Annotated in this window: 20 protein-coding genes and 3 pseudogenes; 18 read left to right on the plus strand and 5 right to left on the minus strand. The window is 64.8% G+C overall.

Translation table 11 applies throughout. The features are described from left to right. The first annotated feature begins 242 nt into the window (after window positions 1-242). A pseudogene (locus ACZZ0O_RS15670) lies at window positions 243-1342 on the plus strand (IS3 family transposase). Between the two features lie 198 nt (window positions 1343-1540). Here the strand turns inward: ACZZ0O_RS15670 and ACZZ0O_RS15675 are convergent. Then, entirely contained in the window at window positions 1541-2572 is a 1032-nt protein-coding gene (locus tag ACZZ0O_RS15675) for a DUF6624 domain-containing protein (RefSeq protein ID WP_463591216.1), read from the minus strand. Between the two features lie 30 nt (window positions 2573-2602). Then, on the minus strand, window positions 2603-2785 hold the full coding sequence (locus tag ACZZ0O_RS15680; protein WP_323539259.1) for a bacteriocin: 183 nt from the start codon (window positions 2783-2785) through the stop codon (window positions 2603-2605). Window positions 2786-2985: 200 nt separating this feature from the next. Between ACZZ0O_RS15680 and ACZZ0O_RS15685 the strand changes: the two are divergent. Then, a pseudogene (locus tag ACZZ0O_RS15685) lies at window positions 2986-3581 on the plus strand (hypothetical protein); the annotation flags it as partial. A 33-nt stretch (window positions 3582-3614) separates the two neighbouring features. On the opposite strand, the pseudogene ACZZ0O_RS15690 reads toward ACZZ0O_RS15685, so the two are convergent. Then, window positions 3615-3812 (minus strand): annotated as a pseudogene (locus ACZZ0O_RS15690) (integrase core domain-containing protein); the annotation flags it as partial. A 91-nt stretch (window positions 3813-3903) separates the two neighbouring features. On the opposite strand from ACZZ0O_RS15690, the gene ACZZ0O_RS15695 reads away from it, so the two are divergent. The 3 genes from ACZZ0O_RS15695 (at window position 3904) to ACZZ0O_RS15705 (ending at window position 8412) form a co-directional block, all read left to right on the plus strand. After that, on the plus strand, window positions 3904-4389 hold the full coding sequence (locus tag ACZZ0O_RS15695) for a TspO/MBR family protein (RefSeq protein WP_463592468.1): 486 nt from the start codon (window positions 3904-3906) through the stop codon (window positions 4387-4389). 523 nt (window positions 4390-4912) lie between these two features. Continuing rightward, complete coding sequence (gene thrA, locus ACZZ0O_RS15700; protein WP_115553616.1) at window positions 4913-7420, plus strand: bifunctional aspartate kinase/homoserine dehydrogenase I; 2508 nt, start codon at window positions 4913-4915, stop codon at window positions 7418-7420. Next, the gene (locus ACZZ0O_RS15705) at window positions 7417-8412 is read left to right on the plus strand and encodes a homoserine kinase (RefSeq protein ID WP_463591217.1); all 996 of its coding nucleotides are present in this window, start codon (window positions 7417-7419) and stop codon (window positions 8410-8412) included. Before thrA ends, ACZZ0O_RS15705 begins: the two co-directional genes overlap by 4 nt. A gap of 74 nt (window positions 8413-8486) precedes the next feature. Here ACZZ0O_RS15705 and ACZZ0O_RS15710 read toward each other — a convergent pair whose 3' ends face one another. After that, window positions 8487-8801, minus strand: coding sequence for an EthD family reductase (locus tag ACZZ0O_RS15710; RefSeq protein ID WP_055846374.1), 315 nt, complete (start codon window positions 8799-8801; stop codon window positions 8487-8489). A gap of 158 nt (window positions 8802-8959) precedes the next feature. On the opposite strand from ACZZ0O_RS15710, the gene thrC reads away from it, so the two are divergent. Next, window positions 8960-10264, plus strand: a complete 1305-nt coding sequence (gene thrC, locus ACZZ0O_RS15715) for a threonine synthase (protein ID WP_463591218.1) — start codon at window positions 8960-8962, stop codon at window positions 10262-10264. Between the two features lie 103 nt (window positions 10265-10367). Then, window positions 10368-11108 carry a murein L,D-transpeptidase catalytic domain family protein gene (locus ACZZ0O_RS15720; RefSeq protein WP_323539271.1) on the plus strand — a complete coding sequence of 247 codons (741 nt, stop codon included), beginning with the start codon at window positions 10368-10370 and terminating at the stop codon, window positions 11106-11108. A gap of 214 nt (window positions 11109-11322) precedes the next feature. On the opposite strand, the gene ACZZ0O_RS15725 is transcribed toward ACZZ0O_RS15720, so the two are convergent. Further along, window positions 11323-11946, minus strand: coding sequence for a Crp/Fnr family transcriptional regulator (locus ACZZ0O_RS15725; RefSeq protein ID WP_193552615.1), 624 nt, complete (start codon window positions 11944-11946; stop codon window positions 11323-11325). Between the two features lie 248 nt (window positions 11947-12194). Here ACZZ0O_RS15725 and hisS point away from each other — a divergent pair, with 248 nt between their 5' ends. The 11 genes from hisS to hisIE all read left to right on the plus strand — a co-directional run bounded on the left by hisS (window position 12195) and on the right by hisIE (window position 21600). Next, complete coding sequence (hisS, locus tag ACZZ0O_RS15730) at window positions 12195-13631, plus strand: histidine--tRNA ligase (protein ID WP_115527665.1); 1437 nt, start codon at window positions 12195-12197, stop codon at window positions 13629-13631. Then, window positions 13631-13927: a hypothetical protein gene (locus ACZZ0O_RS15735; RefSeq protein ID WP_115527666.1), complete on the plus strand. Its 297-nt coding sequence runs from the start codon at window positions 13631-13633 to the stop codon at window positions 13925-13927. The genes hisS and ACZZ0O_RS15735 overlap by 1 nt, the downstream gene beginning before the upstream one ends. Before the next feature lie 211 nt (window positions 13928-14138). Continuing rightward, window positions 14139-14465, plus strand: coding sequence for a YerC/YecD family TrpR-related protein (locus ACZZ0O_RS15740; protein WP_055846394.1), 327 nt, complete (start codon window positions 14139-14141; stop codon window positions 14463-14465). 9 nt (window positions 14466-14474) lie between these two features. After that, window positions 14475-15389, plus strand: a complete 915-nt coding sequence (gene hisG, locus ACZZ0O_RS15745; protein ID WP_055846396.1) for an ATP phosphoribosyltransferase — start codon at window positions 14475-14477, stop codon at window positions 15387-15389. Further along, window positions 15386-16681, plus strand: a complete 1296-nt coding sequence (gene hisD, locus ACZZ0O_RS15750; RefSeq protein ID WP_323539273.1) for a histidinol dehydrogenase — start codon at window positions 15386-15388, stop codon at window positions 16679-16681. Before hisG ends, hisD begins: the two co-directional genes overlap by 4 nt. Next, window positions 16678-17766: a histidinol-phosphate transaminase gene (gene hisC / locus ACZZ0O_RS15755; RefSeq protein ID WP_463591219.1), complete on the plus strand. Its 1089-nt coding sequence runs from the start codon at window positions 16678-16680 to the stop codon at window positions 17764-17766. Before hisD ends, hisC begins: the two co-directional genes overlap by 4 nt. Beyond that, a complete protein-coding gene (gene hisB / locus ACZZ0O_RS15760) occupies window positions 17763-18890 on the plus strand; it encodes a bifunctional histidinol-phosphatase/imidazoleglycerol-phosphate dehydratase HisB (protein ID WP_463591220.1) in 1128 nt (375 codons plus the stop codon). Before hisC ends, hisB begins: the two co-directional genes overlap by 4 nt. Next, window positions 18887-19489 (plus strand): imidazole glycerol phosphate synthase subunit HisH, encoded by a 603-nt coding sequence (hisH, locus tag ACZZ0O_RS15765; RefSeq protein ID WP_055846408.1) that lies wholly within the window; start codon window positions 18887-18889, stop codon window positions 19487-19489. Before hisB ends, hisH begins: the two co-directional genes overlap by 4 nt. Further along, window positions 19486-20220: a 1-(5-phosphoribosyl)-5-[(5-phosphoribosylamino)methylideneamino]imidazole-4-carboxamide isomerase gene (hisA, locus tag ACZZ0O_RS15770; protein ID WP_463591221.1), complete on the plus strand. Its 735-nt coding sequence runs from the start codon at window positions 19486-19488 to the stop codon at window positions 20218-20220. Before hisH ends, hisA begins: the two co-directional genes overlap by 4 nt. Next, entirely contained in the window at window positions 20214-20990 is a 777-nt protein-coding gene (gene hisF / locus ACZZ0O_RS15775; RefSeq protein ID WP_463591222.1) for an imidazole glycerol phosphate synthase subunit HisF, read from the plus strand. The genes hisA and hisF overlap by 7 nt, the downstream gene beginning before the upstream one ends. After that, window positions 20980-21600, plus strand: a complete 621-nt coding sequence (gene hisIE / locus ACZZ0O_RS15780; RefSeq protein ID WP_104615444.1) for a bifunctional phosphoribosyl-AMP cyclohydrolase/phosphoribosyl-ATP diphosphatase HisIE — start codon at window positions 20980-20982, stop codon at window positions 21598-21600. The genes hisF and hisIE overlap by 11 nt, the downstream gene beginning before the upstream one ends. Window positions 21601-21634: the final 34 nt, after the last annotated feature.

A 21634-nucleotide genomic window follows, 5' to 3' on the forward strand; every position in this document is an offset into this window, starting at 1 on the left:
TTTTTTTGCCTTGTTGCTATAGATTATTCGGGTGGTATTAAAACAAGAGGAGTTGCGAAAAATGCCAATAATAGATTTATCATATGGGATATTGGTTTGAATATCCGCGACTAATAGTCAGCAATGGTACCGGCCGTCGCTACCTAATCGAGGCGGATCCGAGCTTCGTCAACTACCACAACTGAAGCGTCCTCGTTAACTCGATCCACTTGGAAGTAGAGTTCCATCCCAAGGAGCTCTGTATGAAGAAGTCGAAGTTCACCGAAGAACAGATGGTTCGGATCCTCAAAGAAGTCGAGGCCGGTGCAAGAGTTGGCGAGACCTGCCGCAAGCACGGGATCAGCGAGCCGACCTATTACGTCTGGAAGTCCAAGTACGCCGGCATGGAGGTGTCGCAGTTGCGGCATCTGAAGGATGTGGAAGTCGAGTTGGCCCGGATGAAGCGCATGTATGCCGAGTTGGCATTGGATCACCACGCGCTCAAGGACGTGCTGTCGCGAAAAGGTTGAGCCAGGCTCGTCGACTGGAATTGAGTCTGGCCATGCAAACTACTCACGGCCTCAGTGCCCGTCGAGCTGATCGGGTGCTGCAGCTGTCCCGATCTGCACGGCATTCCCGTCCGCGCCAGCGCGACGATGGCCCGCTCATCGCCGCAATCGAGGCGCATTTGAAGGACAACCCCGGCCACGGTTTTGGCCTGCTGATGGATTGGGCATTGCGACCGCAGGGCTGGGGCAAGACCCGCGCCTGGCGGGTCTACACCGCGCTGAAGCTCAACCTTCCACGTCACGGCAAGCGCCGATTACCTGACCGCATCCGCGCGCCGCTGGAGATCCCGCAAGCAGCAAACCACACTTGGTCGGCGGACTTCATGTCAGATGCCTTGTGGTCTGGACGCCGCTTCCGCACCTTCAACATCAACGATGACTTCAATCGCGAATCGATGAAGATAGAAATCGACACCAGCCTGCCCTCGGCACGGGTCATCCGCGCACTGGACGAATTGGTCGAGCTGCGTGGTGCTCCAAGGCGACTGCGCCTGGACAACGGCCCGTAGTTCATCAGCGCTGCGCTCAGGCAGTGGGCACAGCAGCACGGCGTCACCCTGATCCACATCCAGCCCGGCAAACCTACCCAAAACGCCTACATCGAACGCTTCAACCGCACCTTCCGCACCGAAGTGCTGGACCGCTTCGTGTTCACCACGCTCGACGAGGTTCGGCGCATGGCAGAGGACTGGCGTCATCGATACAACCACCAACGGCCACATCGATCACTCGGCGGCTTGCCGCCCATCCGCTTCGCAATGGCACAATCAACAACCACCTCTACTTCTGAGTGAATCGAAGAATCGAGGACGCTTCATAGGCGGGTTACTCACCTTAACACTCGACAATCCTTGGCCGGATGGAGCGAAGCGCATTCCGTGGCTCTGTGCGCGCGAACGATGCAACGCACTTGCCGATGTCATGCACCAACAGCCTCGGCTTGCGCTTTGCTCCATCCGGGCTACAGCCTCAGGGCATCCCAAGCTCCCGCATCATGGTGCCGCAGTGCAACTCGGAAAGTCTTTGAGATAATCTGCGAGCGAAGCCATCCCCACGCTCGTGCGCAGCGCGTCCACATCACCGCTGCCATCAAGCGGCTGCGCCACACGCTTTCCGTCGACGCACGTCACCTGCGTGCCGTAACGCTGCCTGCCGGTCAACTTAAGCATCACCCGATCATGTAGGAAAGCATACTGACGGGGCAGGGCACGACCCTCGTAACTCCGCTGCAGGGCCTGCAGCGCGTCGTACTGCAGCTCAGGGCGATGGTCGCCGTGCTGCACGAGCGCCCACAGTTGCTGCTGCATGTCCTCGCTGATCCTCGGCGGCGCAGGCCAACCTCCGTAGCGGGCAATCTGCTCCTGGGCGTACAAGATATTGCTGTCGTCCAGCAAGCGCAGGTCCGCCTCGAGCGCAAATGCATATAAGGCAAACGTGGGAGTGCCGATCGCTTCCTCACCATGACCCGGTAGCGAATCAAAGGCGTATCTCAACACTTGATCCTGTGCGAATCGACGCCCAAGCTCCTTGGCATCCTTGGTGGCGGAATCCACGTCGTCACGGACTTTGTGAACGGCATCGACCGAGGTTGCGACTTGCCGATACGTAGCCACATAGGGCTGCGCCTGCCGCGCGGCAGTAGCAAACGCGTCCAATGAAGCAGCATCAGCTGCCGTGGCCTCGGCGCTGAATACCAGCGCGCATCGATGGTTGCCATAGCATCCGCGCGGCAGCGCCGACGCATCCACGCCACGGTCCGCAAACGCTTTTCGCAGACGTTGTGTCTCCGCCTCGCTTGCCGGACCTCGCGCCCACGCGAGCAGCGAATCCCATCGCGCACGCTCGGCCGCGTCGGCGGAGAACCGAGGAGCAACCCACTGCAGCGATGCAAGATCAACCACCGCATCCGACGGGACCTGCTCCAGCAGCACGGGCGCAGCGGCGGTAGCGCTGACCGGCAAACTGCTGCCGGTCAGCATCACGACCACACCCATGCGAAACAATAACGACGCTCCATCATTCATGTCACAAACCGTAAGGGAGGGCGTACTGCGTCAGGCATCCTCATCGTCAATGATGTTGCTTAAGCTTGCCTCCGCGGCCGCAAGGCGGGTCCGCGATGTGGTGCCACCAGAGACGGCATTGAGTTCTGCATCGGTCAGTTCGCGTGCCAGGTTACGGCTCAGCAGGCGGAAAGACCCGGTCGTACCATGCTGCTTCGATTCTTGCTTGGACATCGGGAGGACGTCCTTGGGTTGAGCGCCATCCATGAAAACCGGAGCCAGACTGCTTTATCACCCCCATCGGAACGGCGTCAAGTGATTTGGTGGCATAAATAGATCCCCATGCGCGTGAGCCCGCGAAAGGCAAGGCACGAACATTAGGGACGGAGGTAATTAAGCAGCGGCCCTGACCGCCAGCATGACCTGCAGCAAGGCGCAGCATCAGCGGCAGTGCGCTCAACGGCATCGGTGCACAAGGCGGCCTGAGCGGCCGTACCCGCCAGACCGCAGCAACTGTTGGCAGCCTTGTGGTGAACGGTCGTGCCAGCGGTAGCGCCGGCAGCATCCGCGTTGCGACAGGCACCAGCGGCAGCACCGGCACGCAAGTCGGCACCAATACGCAGGACGCCACGCTCGCCACATCAAGCGGCATCGTCAAGATGTCGGTCGCACCGATGATCTCCGATGACAGCGGCCTGGTGCGTAGCACCGTCGAGTCAGACGAATGTTCAGACCACCGCTGCCGGTACCGGTGTCACCGCAGGTGCGAACGAAACCCGCACACGTGTTTGACCCCGCCACCATCCCCTTCGCCAACATCGTTGGCGGCGGCCAGACCTCGCTGACGCAGATCGATCTGCCCATCGGCGGGTTGTATCGCCTGTCCAATGGCAACGCCACCGATCGTACTGCCATGGGGCGCGCGGCAGTCGGCCTCGGCGGCATCAACGCTTGGCGCAGCAATGGGCCGGGCCGTCGTTACCTGATCGAGACCGACCCGCGCTTCGTCAATTACGACAACTTCATCAGCAGGTGTCGACTCCCCGCAATTCAGTACCACATGAAATTTAGAGGTCCGCGGTTGATGTTGACCACGAAACTCGGCGGGCGTTAGTCCGCCTATGCTGTCGTGCGGTGTCTGTTCGTTCTAGTCGTTCAGCCAATGCTCGGTCTGCTCGCTCAACTCGCTCGGTGTGCGGAAGATGTGCATGTCCAGCACGCCGCGCCGGTAGCCTCCGTTGAAACTCTCGACAGCAGCATTTGCACCGTCTGGACAGCCGTTATGGCAGTTTAGCGGCTTCTGCGAGTGCGGCATCAGCGCCTCGTTTTTCACTCTGGGATATGCCGTGATGATGTTTAAGAAAGGGCAGTGGTTCGGGCTGATTGGGTGGCTGGCACTGTGCTATGCCGTGGCCGGGCTTGGTGCGATGGCGTCCATCCAGGCGGCCACCTTCTATGCGGGACTGGCGCGGCCGGCGTGGGCGCCGCCCGGTTGGTTGTTCGGTCCGGTGTGGACGGCGTTGTACGGGATGATGGCGGTGGCGGCCTGGCTGGTGTGGCGACGCGGGGGATGGCGTGCGTGCCGGGGAGCGCTTGGTCTATTTGTTCTGCAGTTGGGCTTGAACGGGCTGTGGAGCTGGTTGTTCTTTGCGTGGCATCAGGGGGCGTGGGCATTCGCGGACATCGTGGCGCTGTGGCTGTCATTGGCCTGCACGATTGCCGCCTTCGGCAAGCGGCAACGGTTGGCCGGGTGGCTGTTGGTGCCGTACCTGTTATGGGTCAGCTTTGCAGCGGCATTGAATTACGCGGTGTGGCAGCTCAACCCTGGCGCTCTGTGAGCAAGCTAGCTCAAGGCGCTTTGGCCGAGTTCCAGGCGGGATAGGTTAAGCGCACGAACAGAGCTGCGCGCGAAGATCTGCTTGCCGCGACGCCCTTTCCGCGGGTACGTGGGCTGCGCAAGCAACGGTCTTGCCACTGCCTAAAAAGTTTCCATAGCAATCAATCGCTTGCCGAGGGATTGCTTAAAGCACTGTCCAGCAAGGTTTTCTGATCACGCGATCATCGGGGCGCAAGCGCGCATTCACGCAATGCTTGACAGGCCTCGGCCCGGTGATGTCTTTTGCGTACATGCCTAACGCCTGCGCCACCGCTTCGCTTCTCTGTCAGCCGCTACTGCGGCCGGGTGCGGGCGTGGCCGGCATTACCACCACCATTACCACCATTACCACCGTCACCATTCGCCCGGTGCGGCCCGTCGTCTTCGCGTAACTTCCGAAAACAACGGCCCCGCACCCGGATCAGGATGCGGGGGCTTTCCTCCCTCATCTGATGCGGACGGGGCCTCCCTAACGAGGTCTGTCGATGTCATCGCCTGTTGTTTCGCTCGAACCCGCTGCTGTTGCCGCCTCTTCCGCACGCACCGTCGTGCACAAATTCGGCGGCACGTCGGTCGCCGATGCCGAGCGCTATCGGCATGTTGCACGCCTGTTGCTGGCGCGCGAGGAGACCGTGCAAGTCACCGTGGTTTCGGCGATGAAAGGTGTCACCGATGCCTTGATCGAACTGGCCGAGCTGGCTTCGCAGGACCGCCCGGAGTGGCGCGAGCGCTGGCATGACACGCGCGCGCGCCATCGCGGTGCGGCGGTGGCCTTGCTCGGCGAACATTCGGGGCCAACGGTGGAGTGGCTGGACGAACGCTTCGAGCATCTGGCGCAGATCCTGGGTGCTTTGGCGGTGATCGGCGAGTTGCCGCGCGAGGTGCTCGACCGCGTGCAGGGACTGGGCGAGGTGTATTCGGCGCAGCTGCTGGGCGATCACTTCCGCGCCATCGGCGAAGACTGCGCGGTACTGGATGCGCGCGATGTGCTGGTGGTCAACCGTGGTGAGCTCGGCGTGGATGTGGACTGGGATGTCAGCGCGCAGCGGCTTGCGACCTGGCGCCAGGCGCATCCGCAGACGCGGGTCGTGGTGACCGGATTTGTGGCGCGCGACCGCGCCGACCGGATCACCACGCTGGGGCGCAACGGCAGCGATTATTCCGGCGCGATCTTCGCTGCCTTGTTCGATGCCGAGGAGCTGCATATCTGGACCGACGTGGATGGCGTGCTGTCGGCCGATCCGCGCGTGGTGCCCGAGGCGGTGCAGCTGGAAACCTTGAGCTACGACGAGGCCTGCGAGCTGGCCTATTTCGGTGCGAAGGTGGTGCACCCGCAGACCATGTCGCCGGCGATCGAGCGCGGCTTGCCGATCATCATCCGCAACACCTTCCAGCCGGAACATCCGGGCACGCGCATCACCGCCAGCAGCGCGGTGAGCGGGCCGATCAAGGGGTTGACGCTCAGTCCCGACCTGGCGGTGCTGAATCTGGAAGGCACTGGTTTGATCGGCGTGCCAGGCACTGCCGAGCGCGTGTTCGCGGCGCTGCGGACGGCGCAGGTGTCGGTGGTGATGATCTCGCAGGGCTCGTCCGAACATTCCATCTGCTGCGTGGTCAAACAGCACGAATCCGAGCGTGCACGCAATGCGTTGTTGCAGGCGTTTGCGCACGAACTCACCGTCGGCCAGGTGCAGCGTGTGCAGTTGACCACCGGCATCAGCGTGTTGGCGGCGGTGGGCGATGGCATGGCCGGCCAGCCGGGTGTTGCTGCGCGCTTGTTCGAATCGCTGGGGCGCGCACAGGTCAATATTCTGGCCATCGCGCAGGGTTCGTCGGAGCGCAATATCTCGGTGGCCATCGATGCGGCACATGCGACAAAGGCCTTGCGCGCGGCGCATGCAGGCTTCTGGCTGTCGCCGCAGACGTTCTCGGTGGGCGTAATCGGGCCGGGCAATGTGGGCGCGGCGTTGCTGGATCAGTTGCGCATCGCGCAGCCGCAATTGCTGGGCAAGGCCAATATCGACCTGCGCTTGCGTGCGGTGGTGTCGCGCGGACGCATGTTGCTCGACGAGCGCGGTCTGGTGGGCAACTGGCGCGATGCCTTCGCGTCCGCAGCCACCGCGACCGATCTGGAGCGGTTCACCACGCATCTGCTGTCTGCGCATCTGCCGCATACGGTGATCATCGATTGCAGCGGCAGTGCCGAAGTGGCCGACCGCTATGCGGGTTGGTTGGCGGCCGGTATCCACGTGGTGACGCCGAACAAGCAAGCCGGCTCCGGCCCATTGGCGCGCTACGAGGCGATCCGTGCGGCAGCCGATGCCAGTGGCGCGCGTTTCCGTTACGAGGCCACCGTGGGTGCAGGCCTGCCGGTGATCACCACGTTGCGCGATCTGGTCGATACCGGCGATGCGGTGACCTCGATCGAAGGCATCTTCTCCGGCACGCTGGCGTGGCTGTTCAACAAATACGACGGCAGTGTGGCGTTCTCCGAGCTGGTCACCCAGGCGCGGGGCATGGGCTATACCGAGCCGGACCCGCGCGACGATCTGTCGGGCGTGGATGTGGCCCGCAAACTGGTGATTTTGGCGCGCGAAGCGGGGCGCGCGATCAGCCTGGAAGACGTCAACGTGGAAAGCCTGGTGCCCGAAACCTTGCGTCAGGCCAGTGTGGATGACTTCATGGCGCATCTGCAGGACGTGGACGCGGGGTTTGCGCAACGGCTGGCCGATGCGCGCGCACGCGGCAATGTGTTGCGCTATGTCGCGCAGCTGCCGCCCGATCGCGCGCCCAGCGTGGGCCTGGTGGAACTGCCGGCCGATCATGCGTTCGCCAATCTGCGTCTGACCGACAACGTGGTGCAGTTCACCACGCGGCGTTACTGCGAAAACCCGCTGGTGGTGCAGGGTCCGGGCGCCGGACCGGAAGTTACCGCGGCCGGTGTCTTTGCCGATCTGCTGCGCGTGGCGGCGGGCGAGGGGGCGCGGTTGTGAATCAGGCGGTGAGCGGTCAATCCGCAGTCGCGCATGCGCAAGCAAGCGGTGTGTCGTTCGGCATGGGCGCTCTGCACCAAGCGCGCGCCTTCGCCCCGGCATCGGTTGCCAATGTCGCCGTGGGCTTCGACCTGTTGGGGTATCCGGTCGATGGCGTGGGCGATACGGTGACGGTGCGTCGCATCGATACGCCGGTGGTACGCATCGCCGCCATTCGCGGCACTACCGTCGCGTTGCCGCTGGATGCCGAGCGCAACACAGCCGGCGCCGCCTTGATGTCGCTGCGCGCTGCATTGGAGCTGCCTTACGGCTTTGAAGTGGAGATCGACAAGGGCATTGCGCTGAGCTCGGGCATGGGCGGCTCGGCAGCCTCGTGCGTAGCCGCGTTGGTGGCGGCAAACGCGCTGCTGGACACGCCGTTGAGCACGACGCAGTTGTATCAGCATGCGCTCGATGGCGAAGCCGTCGCCAGCGGTAGCAGGCATGGCGACAATCTGGGGCCGCTGTTTTTAGGGGGTTTGGTGTTGTGCACGCTGGAGCGGCTGGTGCCGATCGCGGTGCCAGCGGCGTGGCATAGCCTGTTGGTGCACCCGGACGCCGTACTGGAAACCCGTCGTGCGCGCGAGGCTCTGGCCGGCGATTATCAATTGCGCGAGTTTGTCGCGCAGAGCACCAATCTTGCGTTGGTGCTGGCGGGCTGCCATGCCGGCGATGCCGAGTTGGTTCGTGCCGGCTTGCGCGATGTCCTGGTCGAGCCACGCCGTGCGCCATTGATCACCGGCTTTGCCGCCGCCAAGCAGGCTGCGCTGGAGCATGACGCAATGGGCGCCAGCATTTCCGGTGCCGGCCCCAGCCTGTTTGCCTGGTTCGAAACGCGCGCCGCCGCGCAAGCCGCTGCGCCTGCGGTGCAGGCTGCCTTCGCCGCTGCCGGGTTCGAGAGTCAGTCCTGGGTGTCGCCGATCGCCAGCCCGGCCGCACGGCTGATCGAATGAGCCGGCATCTGCATGTCCCGGCTCGGCAGGATGCAGCGTGCGGCGTGTGGACCACGCAACACGCTGCAAGCACCTCATTCCACCACGACCTCGCTGATCTGCATCACCGGGCTGAGGTCGGTGTAGTTGGCGATGTCGCCCAGGATCTCCGTCGCGTGCGGGCCGAAGCTGCCGTTGAAGGCTTCCACCGAGTCGCAAAAGATATGGCACATGCCGATGAAGGCCGGGGTACTGCCCGGCTCGCCGCCACTGAGTCCCTTGTCCACCGTGTAACGCAGGCAGGCCGCACCCATGCGCGCGGCCACCAGCGGCATGTGCTGGTCGCGGTAATAGGTGTGGTCGAAACGGGCGCCTTCGCGGTAGGGGTACATCACACTGACCTTGATCATCTGCCGACTCCACGGAAAGGTGCGCGCAGCATAGCGCCGCGCCGGCGCGCGCAGGCGACCATTCGGCGGAACGCAGCAACCGCGCCAGCCATGTCCATTGCCTCGATCATTTCATTGCCGGGTCACGCCCGGTCCTGTTTTTGCCTGGAGTCACGCTGATGTTCATCTCCACCCGTGGCGGCGCACCCGCCGCAAGTCTGAGCCAGGCGATTGCCGCCGGCCTGGCCCCCGATGGCGGACTGTATGTGCCGCAGACCTTGCCGCCGGCGCGCACGCTGGCCGCCGGTGCCGACCTGGCCGCGACAGCCACCACCTTGCTGCAGCCGTTTTTTGAAGGCGATGCGTTGGCGCCCGAGTTGCCCGCCATCTGCGCCGAGGCGTTCGATTTCCCGGCGCCGCTGGTGGCGCTGGCCACGCCCGGCGATTACGCGCTGGAGCTGTTTCATGGCCCCACCGCTGCATTCAAGGATTTCGGTGCGCGCTTCCTGGCTGCCTGCCTGACCCGCTTGCGCCGTGCTGAAGACCGCCCGCTCACCATTCTGGTGGCCACGTCCGGCGATACCGGCGCTGCGGTGGCGGCGGCATTCCATCGCCAGCCGGGCTTGCGCGTGGTGGTGCTGTACCCGGACGGGCGGGTGTCGCCGCGTCAGGCGCATCAGCTGGGCTGCTTTGGCGACAACATCCAGGCGTTGCGGGTGGCCGGCTCGTTCGACGATTGCCAGGCGATGGTCAAGCAGGCCTTGAGCGACCCAGCGCTGCAGACGCAGGTGCCGCTGAGCTCGGCCAACAGCATCAGCCTGGGCCGCTTGCTGCCGCAGATGAGCTACTACGCGCATGCCGCCCTGCAGCACCAGGCGACGGCGGGCAGTGTGCTGAATCTGGTGGTGCCCACCGGCAATCTGGGCAACGGGCTGGCCGCGATCCTGGCGCGCGCGCTCGGGGTGCCGTTGGGCACGATCGCGCTGGCGTCCAACGCCAACCACGTGTTGCCGGATTACTTTGCCGGCGACGACTACGCCCCGCAGCCCAGCGTGGCGACCCTGGCCAATGCGATGGACGTGGGTGCACCAAGCAATTTCGAGCGGCTGCGCTGGTTGTACCAAGGCGATGATGCGGCGTTGCGCGAGGCTTTCCGCGCCCTGTCGGTAGACGATGCGGCCATCAGCCACACCATCCAGCAGCGCTATGCGCGTTACGGCGAAGTGCATTGCCCGCACACCGCCACCGCAGTGCATGTGCTGGAGCACCTGCGTGCCGAAGGTGCCGAGGGCGTGACCGGCGACTGGGCCGTGGCCGCCACCGCGCACCCGGCCAAGTTCGAAGGGGTGGTGGAGCCGTTGATCGGCCGCGCGGTCGATGTGCCGCCGGCATTGGCGGCGCTGCTGCAACGTCCGGCACACGCCGAAGCGCTGGCGCCGGATTACGTTGTGTTCCGGCAGCGCCTGCTTGCGGATGCGGGCTGAGCCAAACGCGTTCAGCCAGCCGGGGTTGGAAAGTGCCGCGCATGGGGCTATCTCTATCGGGGTGCGGCCCCGGCGTGGCGCCGCGTTCGATGTGGGTTGCTGCATGTCTTATCGAGTGATTGTCGTTGCCGCCGCGTTGTGCGGATGGGCAGCGGCGGGGACGGCCGTGGCGGCCGATACCATGGCTGCGTCCCCGGTGTCACCGTTGGGCGCGCCGCGTGCGGGGCTGATCGATGCCTTGGCGCGTCAGGCGCCATCGTTGGACCGCCAGGTTCTGGCGCTGGCCACCGAAGCGTTGCAATGCGCGCGTCAACGCCAGCAGGTGGGCGATGAGCGTGTGCTCAGCGTCATCGATTACAGCCGGCCGTCGACCGAACGCCGGCTATGGGTGTTCGATCTGGCGCGGCAGCGGTTGTTGTTCCAGGAATGGGTGGCGCACGGGCGCAATACCGGCGAGAACCTGGCCGCGAAGTTCTCCAACGCCGACGGCAGCTTCCAGTCCAGCCTGGGGGCGTTTACCGCGCAGGAGTCCTACACCGGCCATAACGGCTATTCGTTACGGCTCAAAGGCCTGGAGCCGGGTTTCAACGATCACGCGCGCGACCGCGCCATCGTGATCCACGGCGCGCCCTACGTCAGCGAGGCCATCATCCGCAGCCAGGGTCGGCTGGGCCGCAGCCTTGGCTGCCCGGCAGTGCGGCCGGCAGTGGCCAGGCAGCTGATCGACACCTTGCGCGAGGGCGCGTTCGTGTTCGCCTATTACCCGGATCGTGCCTGGTTGCGGCAGTCGCAGCTCCTCAGCAGTGGCTGCGGTGCATCGGTGGCAAGTGCGGGTGGGCGTTGAAGTGTCGTGCGCTGCGTCGTGATTCGACAACGTAGTTGAGTACACGGCCGGCGTGAGTTGAGTGCATCGGCGCTGTCGCATTGCGTGCCGCCATCCGGCCAGCACACAGCTGTCTTCGTAACCGCCACCGTACTGGCGCCGCGTCGTCGCCAACGTGCAGTGGTGCGGCCATGCAATCAAACCAATTGTTCAACCACCATCGACCAGATAGCGCTCAGACCGTGTCGCCGGCCAAGCTGCGCAGGGCGGCGTAGTCCAGGATCTGCACCAGCTGCAGTTGCGGCAGCGCGATCAGCTGCTGCTGCCTGAGTTTGGTGAAGGTGCGGCTCACCGTTTCCATGGTCAGCCCGAGATGGTCGGCGATGTCGCCGCGGCTCATCGGCAGCGCCACGGTGTCGCCGCTGGCGCCGGGCTGGGTGGAGCGGGCGGCCAGACGCAGCAGAAAGTGCGCCAACCGTTCGCTGGGCTGCAGCCGCGCCAACAGCAGGCCGGTGTCCTGCGCGGCGGCCAGTTCCATGCTGGCGCGTTGCAGCAGCTTGCGCTCCAGATGCGGATAGCGATCGCGCAACTGGCGCATCTGCGCCATCGGCGTACGACACACGCGGCTGTCGATCATGGCTTCGATGTCGTGGCGGTGCTGCGCGGTTTCGGTCAGCCCCACATAGTCGCCGGGCAGCACGAAACCGGTGATCTGGCGGCGGCCGTCGGCCAGCGTGCGCACCAGGCGCAAGGCACCGGAGGTGACGGTGTAGACGTGCTGGCGCGCATCGCCGGCACGCACCAGCGTACTGCCGGGTGCATAGCTGGACGCAGTGGTGGCCTCATCGAGTGCGTCCATTTCCTGCGGCGACAATGCCGCGCAGATCGCACGGCCGCGGACCGCGCATAGCGCGCAATCGGAGCTGCGCGCGTCGCTGCCGGATGCGGTGCCGGGCGCCGGGCAGGTCACGCTGGGGTCTGAAAGCTGCCGATACATGGGTCACGCACTGCCTGGGACGCAGATCGATGATACGCCATGCGCTCAGCGCGGCCGCCCAGCCGGTAGAATTGCCGGCTCGCCCCAGTCGTTCTGCAGGAGTTTCGCTCGTGATCAAGCCCCGTACGCCGCCCGGCATCATGGAATTGCTGCCACGCGAGCAGATCGCGTTCCAGCGCATGCTGGACGTCATTCGCCGCAACTACGAGCGGTTCGGGTTCCTGCCGGTCGAGACCCCGGTGTTCGAGCTTTCCGATGTGCTGTTGACCAAATCCGGCGGCGAAACCGAACGTCAGGTCTATTTCGTGCAGTCCACCGGCGCGCTGGCCAATGCGGCTGCCGCAGCCGACGACGGTGCCGAAAACGGCGGCTTGCCGGAGCTGGCGCTGCGCTTCGACCTCACCGTGCCGCTGGCGCGCTATGTCGCCGAGCACGAGCACGATCTCAGCTTCCCGTTCCGTCGTTATCAGATGCAGCGCGTGTACCGCGGCGAGCGTGCGCAGCGCGGGCGTTTCCGCGAGTTTTACCAGTGCGATATCGATGTGATCGGCAAGGATGCGCTGAGCATCCGCTACGACGCCGAAGTGCTGGCGGTGATCCACGCGGTGTTTGCCGAACTGGGCATCGGCGATTTCAAGGTGCAGTTGAACAACCGCAAGTTGCTGCGCGGGTTCTTCGAAAGCCTGGGCGTGGCCGAAGGCGAGTTGCAGCTGGCGGTGTTGCGCGAGGTCGACAAGATCGACAAGCGCGGCGCCGATTACGTGCGCGACACTCTGGTGGGCGAGGGCTTCGGCATTGCTGCCGAGCAGGTCGCCAAGATCCTGGCCTTCGTGGCGGTGCGCTCAAGCGGCCATGCCGATGCGCTGGCGCAGTTGCAGGCGCTGGAAGCCTCGGTCGGCGCGAGTGCGACGCTGGGTGAGGGCATTGCCGAATTGCGCGAGGTGCTGGAGCTGGTCAAGGCGCTGGGCGTGCCGGAAAGCGCGTACTGCCTGAACTTCTCGATCGCGCGCGGGCTGGATTACTACACCGGCACCGTCTACGAAACCACGCTCACCGACCACCCGCAGATCGGCTCGATCTGCTCCGGCGGCCGCTACGAAAGCCTGGCCAGCCACTACACCAAGTCCAAGCTGCCGGGCGTGGGCATCTCGATCGGCCTGACCCGCCTGTTCTGGCAGCTGCGCGAGGCCGGCCTGATCCAGGGCATTGCCGAAAGCAGCGTGCAGGCCATGGTGGCGCTGATGGACGAAACCCGCCTGGACGACGCGCTGGATATCGCGCGCCGGCTGCGCATTGGCGGCATCAACACCGAAGTGCAGATGGAGCCGAAGAAGGTCGGCAAGCAGTTCCAGTATGCCGCCCGCGCCGGCATCCGCTTTGTGGTGCTGGCCGGCGACGACGAACTCGCGCGCGGCGTAGTGGCGGTCAAGGACCTGGTGCGCGAGCAGCAGTTCGATGTGGCGCGCGAAGAGTTGGCGAGCACGCTGCAGGTGGAGCTGGAACAGGCCAAGGCGATGTTGGTGGCCGGGGGCGTTCGCTCCAGCTGATGCGTGACTCGATCGAAATCGTGCTGGACGGGCCGGCGTTCTTCGCGCAGCAAGACGAAGAGCAGTTTTTCAGCTGGCTCGCAGCGTTACCGGCCTACGTTGGTGTCAAAGGCAGAGGGCGCCAGTTGCATCTGGAATTGACCGTGCCGGTGGATCCCGCGACGGTCGAATCCTTGTTGGTGATCTGTCATCGATGGCAGATCGATAAGGCGCCGCTAGCGCCACTGAAGAGTGAGGCAGTGTCCTGGCACGTGTTGTGGGGTCCCTCGGCACCGAAGGGGCACGGCGCTTTTTAGGGCAGTGCCGCCATGGAGATGCTCGTCGGGGAGGCCGGCTGAGTCACCATTTGTGATCGTCATACCAGCTGTTTCGGTCTTGCAGTGACTGCCGGGTGCCGAACGATCGTTGTAACGCGTCAGCCTTAACGCCCTCGATTCCCGAGACCCGAACGGGGTGACAATCATATCCGCTTGCGTTAATGTACTAACACGCTATTACATTAACGCAATGAAACAACGACCCGCTCCCCGCGAAACCACCGACGTCGCCGCCTCCCTCAAGATGCTGGCCGATGCACTGGCATGCCTGACCGAGCCCGGTTCGGTAGAGGCATTTCTGCGCGATCTGTGCACGCCCGCCGAGCTGGAGGCCATGGCAGACCGCTGGCGGGTGGTGCCGCTGCTGATCAAGGGCGTGCCGTACCGCGAAATCCACGAGCTGACCCAGGTCAGCGTGACCACCATCGGGCGCGTTGCGCGCACCCTGGATCATGGCGCCGGCGGCTATGCCGAGGCCTTGCGCGAGCAGTCGTCGCGCCCTGTCGATTCCCACTGAGAGAACAAGATGAGTGCTTCCACGGCAGCGCCGGCACGTGACCGGTTGCGTATTGCCATCCAGAAAAACGGCCGTCTGGCCGAGCCGGCGCGCAGCCTGCTGGCCGCCTGCGGGCTGAGCTGGCGGCAGAGCCGCGACAAATTGTTTTGCTATGGCGAATCGTTGCCGGTGGACTTGCTGCTGGTGCGCGACGACGACATCCCGGGCCTGATTGCCGACGGCGTCTGCGACCTGGGCATCGTGGGCCAGAACGAACTGGACGAGCAGGCGTCGTCGCGTCGTCGCGCTGGCTTGCCGGCTGCGTACCACGCTGTTCGCGGGGTCGGTTTCGGCCAGTGCCGGCTGATGCTGGCAGTGCCGGAAGAGTGGGACTGGCAGGGCATCCAGCAACTGGCAGGCAAGCGCATCGCCACCAGCTACCCGGCGATCCTGGCCGACTGGCTGGAGCGGCAGGGCATCGATGCGGCGGTGGTGGAATTGTCGGGTTCGGTGGAGATCGCACCGCGCCTGGGTACTGCCGACCTGATCTGCGACCTGGTGTCCAGCGGCGCGACGTTGGCGGCCAATCAGCTCAAGCCGGTGGAGCTGGTGATGGAAAGCGAGGCCGTGCTGGCCGGCGCGGTACGCGAGCCAGCCGATGCGCGCGCCGCGTTGCTGGCGATGCTGCTGCGACGCATGGACGGCGTGCTCAAGTTGCGCGACAGCAAACTGCTGATGTTCCGTGCCGAACACGGCAACGTGGATGCGCTACGCCGTCTGCTGCCCGATGCCGACCCGCTGGTACAGCTGCCGGACGATGGCAACGGCGCACTGCGGCTGCAGACCATGTGTCACGGCGCGGTGACCTGGCAACGGTTGGAAGAACTCGAACGCGCAGGTGCGCAAGGCTTGATGGTGCTGACAGTGGAGCGCTCGTTGGCATGAACATTCTCGATTGGTCCCAACTCGATAGCGCGTCGCGTACCGACGCCCTGACGCGCCCGGTGCAGACCGTGGCCACACAGACCCGCGACGCGGTCGCCAGCTTGATCAGCGATGTGCGTGCCCGTGGCGATGCAGCATTGCGCGAAATCACCGCACGTTTCGATGGCGTGTCGTTGGACAGTTTTGCAGTGAGCGCGGCCGAATTCGCTGCCGCCGAGGCCGCCGTGGCACCGGAGCTGCGCCAGGCCATGCAGGATGCGGTTGCACGCATCGACACCTTCCACCGCGCCGGCATGAGCGAAGGTTATGCAGTAGAAACCGCACCAGGCGTGGTCTGCGAAAAGATCGTGCGGCCGATCGGGCGGGTGGGGCTGTACGTGCCGGCCGGCAGCGCACCGTTGCCGTCGACCGCGTTGATGCTCGGCGTTCCCGCGCGTCTGGCCGGCTGTCGCGAGGTCGTGCTGTGCACGCCGCCGCGCAAGGACGGTAGCGTTGATCCGGCAGTGCTGGTGGCCGCGCAGCTCACCGGCGTGCGCCGCGTATTCAAGCTCGGCGGCGCGCAGGCGATTGCCGCGATGGCCTATGGCACCGAATCGGTACCGAGCTGCGACAAGTTGTTCGGGCCGGGCAATAGCTACGTCACCGAAGCCAAGCAGCAGGTGGCGCAATCCGGCGCGGCAGCGATCGATATGCCGGCCGGTCCGTCGGAAGTGTTGGTGATTGCCGACGCCGGCGCGCAGCCCGCCTTTGTGGCTGCCGACCTGCTGTCGCAGGCCGAACATGGCCCGGATTCGCAGGTCTTGTTGTTGTCCGACAGCGATGCGTTGATTGCCGCCGTGCAAGTGGAGTTGGATGCGCAACTGGCGCAGCTGTCGCGTGCCGCTATCGCCCGTCAGGCGCTGGCGCAGTCGCGGCTGATCAAGGTGCAATCGCTGGACGAGGCATTTGTGATCAGCAACCGCTATGCGCCCGAGCACTTGATTCTGGCGCTGCGCGAACCGCGCGCATGGTTGAACCAGGTGGAAGCGGCCGGCTCGGTATTTCTCGGCGACTACACGCCCGAAGCCTTGGGCGATTACTGCAGCGGCACCAACCACGTGTTGCCGACCAGCGGCGCGGCGCGCGCGTATAGCGGCGTGAGCGTAGCCAGCTTCCAGAACATGGTCAGCGTGCAGGCGGCGAGCAAGGCTGGCATCGATGGCATCGGCGAGTGCGCGTTGATTCTTGCGCGCGCCGAAGGCCTGGATGCGCATGCCAATGCGGTGGCGCTGCGCATGGGAGTGGCGGCATGAGCACGCCATCGATTCTTGAGTTGGTGCGCGAAGACCTGCGTGCGTTTGCCGGTTATTCGTCGGCCCGCACCAGCGCATTGCAGGGCGATGTCTGGCTCAACGCCAACGAATCGGCCTGGGGCAACCCGGCCGATCCCCACGGCAGCACGCGACGCTATCCCGACCCGCAACCCAAGGGCCTGCGCGTGGCGCTGGCAGAACTGTATGGCTGTGCGCCCGAGCAACTGCTGATTGGCCGCGGCAGCGACGAAGCGATCGACCTGCTGGTGCGCGGTCTGTGCGTGCCCGAGCGCGATGCAGTGGTGGTGACGCCACCGGTATTTGGCATGTATGCGGTCTGCGCGCGCTTGCAGAATGCGCCGCTGGTCGAGGTGCCGCTGGTCGATGGCAGCGATGGATTCCATGCAGACATCGCCGCCATCGTCGAAGCAGCACTGGCCTCGAAGGCGAAACTGGTGTTTTTGTGCTCGCCCTCCAACCCGGCGGGGTCGGCGATTGCGTTGCATGACATCGAAGTCGCAGTGCAGGCGCTACAGGGCAAAGCATTGGTGGTTGTCGATGAGGCCTACGGCGAATTTTCGGACGTGCCGTCTGCAGTTGCGCTGCTGAGCCGCTACGACAATCTTGCCGTGCTGCGCACCTTGTCCAAGGCGCATGCGCTTGCCGCTGCACGCATTGGCTGCCTGATCGCCAATGCCGAATTGATTGCCTTGTTGCGACGCTGCCAGGCCCCGTATCCGGTGCCCACGCCGTGCGCGGTGATGGCCGAGCAGGCGTTGTCTGCGCCGGCACTGGAGGTCACACGCCGGCGCATTACCGAGGTGCGCAGCGAGCGTGAGCGCGTGCGCGTGGCATTGACGCAGCTTGCCGGCGTCCGCCAGGTGTATGCGTCTCAAGGTAACTTTTTGCTGGTGCGTTTCGACGACGCCGAGGCTGCCTTCCAGGCGCTGCTGGAAGCCGGCGTGGTGGTGCGCGATCAACGCGCGGTGCCGCGCCTGTCCGATGCATTGCGCATCACGCTGGGCACGGTCGAGCAGAACCAACGCGTGCTTGGCGCGCTGCAGCGCAAGCAGGAGGCCGCATGACCCCGATCCTTTTTGTCGACCGCGATGGCACGCTGATCACCGAGCCGGCCGACTACCAGATCGACGCCTACGAGAAGCTGCGCTTTGTCGATAACGTGATTCCGGCCATGCTCAAGCTGCGCGATGCCGGCTATCAGTTCGTCATCGTCACCAATCAGGACGGTCTGGGCAGCGAGAGCTATCCGCGCGCCGCATTCGATGGCCCCAACAACCTGATGCTGCAGATCTTCTCAAGCCAAGGCATCGAGTTCCGCGAGGTGCTGATCGACTGCAGCTGGCCGGCCGATAACGCGCCCACGCGCAAGCCCGGCGTTGGGCTGATGGTGCCTTACCTGCAAGACCGCACCATCGACTGGGCGCGCTCGGCGATGGTGGGCGACCGCCTCACCGATATCCAGTTTGCGCAGAACCTCAACATCCGCGGCTTCCAGCTACGCACCGACGAATTCGGCGGCGACTGGGATTGGCCGGGCATCGCGCACGAACTGGCAGATGCGCCACGGCGTGCGGTGGTTCAGCGTAATACCAAAGAAACCAAGATCCGTGTCGAGCTGGACCTGGATCGCGTCGCCGAGCCGCATACCGCCACCGGTCTGCCGTTCTTCGATCACATGCTGGAGCAGATCGGCAAGCACGGTGGCTTTGCGCTGGATATCCGCGCCGCCGGCGACCTGCATATCGATGAGCACCACACCATCGAAGACACCGGCCTGGCGCTGGGCCAGGCACTGCGCGAAGCCCTGGGCAACAAGCGCGGAATTGGCCGCTATGGGTTTGATCCGGCCGAAAGCCCTTGGCTTGCGGCGGGCGAGGGTGCGCAACACGGGTTTACCTTGCCGATGGACGAAACCATCGCCAGCGCGGCGCTGGATTTCAGCGGCCGGCCGTACTTCGTGTTCGATGGCGACTTCAAACGCGAACGCGTGGGCGATATGCCCACCGAGCTGGTCCCGCATTTCTTCCGTTCCATCTGCGATGCGTCCGGCCTAAACCTGCACCTGAGCGTGCGTGGCGAGAACGATCACCACAAGGTCGAGGCGTGCTTCAAGGCGCTTGCACGCGCCTTGCGCCAGGCGATCCGTCGCGAAGGCACGGCGCTGCCCTCGACCAAGGGCGCGCTATGACCGACCTTGCGCTGATCGACGCCGGTGGCGCCAATCTGGGCTCGGTGCGCTACGCACTGGAACGGCTCGGCGTGGAAGCCCGACTGGTGCGCGATGCGGCCGGTTTGCAGGGCGCCGATCGGGTGATCCTGCCCGGCGTCGGCGCGGCACCGGAAGCGATGAAGCGTCTGCGCGCACAAGGGTTGATCGAGCCGCTGCGCCAGTTGCAGGTGCCATTGATCGGCATCTGCCTGGGTATGCAGCTGCTGTTCGAGCGTTCCGAAGAAGGCGATGTGGAATGTCTGGGCCTGTTGCCGGGTGTGGTGCGCCACATGACGCCCGCGCTCGGCATCCGCGTGCCGCATATGGGCTGGAACCAATTGGTGCCGATGCGCGAATCGGCCTTGCTGGCGGGCCTGCCCGAACGCGCCAGCGCCTATTTTGTGCATGGTTATGCCGCGCCAGTCACCCCGGATACGGTGGCCGCCTGCGATCACGGCGGCTTGTTCACTGCAGTGGTGCAGCAAGGCCTGCGCTGTGGCGCGCAGTTTCACCCGGAGCGCTCGGCCGAGACCGGTGCCCGCATCCTGCGCAATTTTCTTGAGATGAGCTTCCCATGAGTTTTACCGTCTACCCGGCGCTGGATATCCGCAACGGCCGCGTGGTGCGCTTGTTGCAGGGCGATTACGCGCGCGAAACCCAGTATGGCGACGATGTGCTGCCGCGCGCGCAGGCGTTTGCCGATGCCGGCGCACAGTGGATGCATCTGGTGGATCTGGATGCGGCCAAGGCTGGTGGCTACACCTTGGCCAGCACGCTGGGCGAGATTGCGCGCGCCACCGGCTTGCAGGTGCAGACCGGCGGCGGCGTGCGTTCGCGCGACGATGTGGCGCGCATCCTCGATGCGGGTGCGGCGCGCGTGGTGATCGGCTCGCTGGCGGTGCGCGAGAGCGACACCGTGATTGCGTGGTTGCAGGAATTTGGTGCGGATCGCCTGACCATTGCGCTGGACACGCGCCAGGATGCGGCGGGTGTGTGGCAGCTGCCGGTGCATGGCTGGACCGAAGCGGCCGAGGCCACGTTGGACCAATTGGCGGTGCGCTATGCGCAGGCCGGCCTGCAGCACCTGCTGTGCACCGACATCGCACGCGATGGCATGTTGTCCGGGCCGAACATGGACCTGTACGCGCATCTGCGGGCACTCACGCCGCAGCTGCAGGTGCAGGTCTCCGGCGGCGCGCGCAATCTTGCCGACGTCGCCGCGGCCAAGGCCTCGGGCTGCGCCGGCATCGTGCTGGGCAAGGCCTTGCTCGAAGGTCACCTGGATCTCAAGGACGCATTGGCATGTTGAGCCGTCGCATCATTCCCTGCCTGGATGTGCGCGATGGGCGCGTGGTCAAGGGCGTCAAGTTCCGCGACCACATCGACATGGGCGATATCGTCGAACTCGCATTGCGTTATCGCGCGCAGGGCGCCGATGAGCTGGTGTTCTACGACATCGGCGCCAGCCCGGAAGGGCGCTCGGTCGATTACACCTGGGTCGAGCGTGTGGCTCGGCTGATCGACATTCCGTTTTGCGTTGCCGGCGGCATCCGCGATGTCGAGACGGCGCGTGCGGTGTTGCACGCCGGTGCCGACAAGATTTCGATCAACTCGCCTGCACTCGGCCGCCCACAGCTGATTTCCGAACTGGCCGATGCCTTTGGCGTGCAATGCGTGGTGGTCGGTATCGATTCCATTCGCGAAGAAGACGGCCAGTGGCGGGTACGTCGCTACACCGGCGATCCGAGCAAGACCCAGGCGCTGCCGATGCGCACGCTGGACTGGGTGGCCGAAGCGCAGCGTTTGGGCGCCGGTGAGATCGTGCTCAATTGCATGGACAATGACGGCGTGCGGCGCGGCTACGATATCGCGCAGTTGCGCCAGGTGCGTGCGCTGTGTCGGGTGCCGTTGATCGCGTCCGGTGGTGCCGGCGAACTGCAGCACTTTGCCGACGTGTTCGACCAGGCCGATGTGGACGGCGCCCTGGCCGCCAGTGTGTTTCATAGCGGCGCGATTCCGATCCCGAAACTCAAGCAATTTTTGCGCGCGCAACAGATCGAGGTACGTGATGGGCAGTGACACCGTGGCAACCGACGACGCACTGCAGGCACTGGACTGGAGCAAGGGCGATGGCTTGTTGCCGGTCGTCGTGCAGGATGCCGACAATCTGCGCGTGCTGATGCTGGGCTACATGAATGCCGAGGCGTTGGCAGTGACGCAGCAGCGCGGCGAAGTCACCTTCTTCAGCCGCAGCAAGCAGCGTTTGTGGACCAAGGGCGAGAGCTCGGGCAACGTGTTGCGCGTGGTCTCGATCGAAGCTGATTGCGACGCCGATACGTTGCTGGTGTTGGCGCGTCCGCATGGTCCCACCTGCCATCTGGGTCGCACCAGTTGTTTTCCGAGCGCGCCCGGTCAATTCCTCGGTAGCCTGGATGCATTGATCGCCACGCGCGAGCGCGAGCGGCCGCATGGCAGTTACACCACCCAGCTGTTCGAGCAAGGCATCCGCCGCATCGCGCAGAAGGTGGGCGAGGAGGGCGTGGAAACCGCCCTGGCGGGCGTGGTGCAGGGCGATGCGGAGTTGCTCGGTGAATCCGCCGACCTGCTGTACCACCTGATCGTGCTGCTGCGCGCGCGCGGCCTGGGCCTGGGCGATGCAGTGGCATTGTTGGAGTCGCGGCACAAATAAAGCGATTGGTAGGAGCGCACCCGGGCGCGACGCG

The organism is Xanthomonas sp. AC360 (assembly GCF_979258225.1).

Excerpts from the sequence above, each read along its gene's own strand:
- ACZZ0O_RS15710 (WP_055846374.1), bottom strand. The coding sequence starts at position 8,801 with ATGATCAAGGTCAGTGTGATGTACCCCTACCGCGAAGGCGCCCGTTTC.
- hisF (WP_463591222.1), top strand. The coding sequence starts at position 20,214 with ATGTTGAGCCGTCGCATCATTCCCTGCCTGGATGTGCGCGATGGGCGC.
- hisH (WP_055846408.1), top strand. The coding sequence starts at position 18,887 with ATGACCGACCTTGCGCTGATCGACGCCGGTGGCGCCAATCTGGGCTCG.
- hisIE (WP_104615444.1), top strand. The coding sequence starts at position 20,980 with ATGGGCAGTGACACCGTGGCAACCGACGACGCACTGCAGGCACTGGAC.
- hisC (WP_463591219.1), top strand. The coding sequence starts at position 16,678 with ATGAGCACGCCATCGATTCTTGAGTTGGTGCGCGAAGACCTGCGTGCG.
- ACZZ0O_RS15720 (WP_323539271.1), top strand. The coding sequence starts at position 10,368 with ATGTCTTATCGAGTGATTGTCGTTGCCGCCGCGTTGTGCGGATGGGCA.
- thrC (WP_463591218.1), top strand. The coding sequence starts at position 8,960 with ATGTTCATCTCCACCCGTGGCGGCGCACCCGCCGCAAGTCTGAGCCAG.
- ACZZ0O_RS15725 (WP_193552615.1), bottom strand. The coding sequence starts at position 11,946 with ATGGACGCACTCGATGAGGCCACCACTGCGTCCAGCTATGCACCCGGC.
- ACZZ0O_RS15740 (WP_055846394.1), top strand. The coding sequence starts at position 14,139 with ATGAAACAACGACCCGCTCCCCGCGAAACCACCGACGTCGCCGCCTCC.
- thrA (WP_115553616.1), top strand. The coding sequence starts at position 4,913 with ATGTCATCGCCTGTTGTTTCGCTCGAACCCGCTGCTGTTGCCGCCTCT.
- hisG (WP_055846396.1), top strand. The coding sequence starts at position 14,475 with ATGAGTGCTTCCACGGCAGCGCCGGCACGTGACCGGTTGCGTATTGCC.
- hisB (WP_463591220.1), top strand. The coding sequence starts at position 17,763 with ATGACCCCGATCCTTTTTGTCGACCGCGATGGCACGCTGATCACCGAG.
- ACZZ0O_RS15675 (WP_463591216.1), bottom strand. The coding sequence starts at position 2,572 with ATGAATGATGGAGCGTCGTTATTGTTTCGCATGGGTGTGGTCGTGATG.
- hisD (WP_323539273.1), top strand. The coding sequence starts at position 15,386 with ATGAACATTCTCGATTGGTCCCAACTCGATAGCGCGTCGCGTACCGAC.
- ACZZ0O_RS15735 (WP_115527666.1), top strand. The coding sequence starts at position 13,631 with ATGCGTGACTCGATCGAAATCGTGCTGGACGGGCCGGCGTTCTTCGCG.
- hisA (WP_463591221.1), top strand. The coding sequence starts at position 19,486 with ATGAGTTTTACCGTCTACCCGGCGCTGGATATCCGCAACGGCCGCGTG.
- ACZZ0O_RS15695 (WP_463592468.1), top strand. The coding sequence starts at position 3,904 with ATGTTTAAGAAAGGGCAGTGGTTCGGGCTGATTGGGTGGCTGGCACTG.
- ACZZ0O_RS15680 (WP_323539259.1), bottom strand. The coding sequence starts at position 2,785 with ATGTCCAAGCAAGAATCGAAGCAGCATGGTACGACCGGGTCTTTCCGC.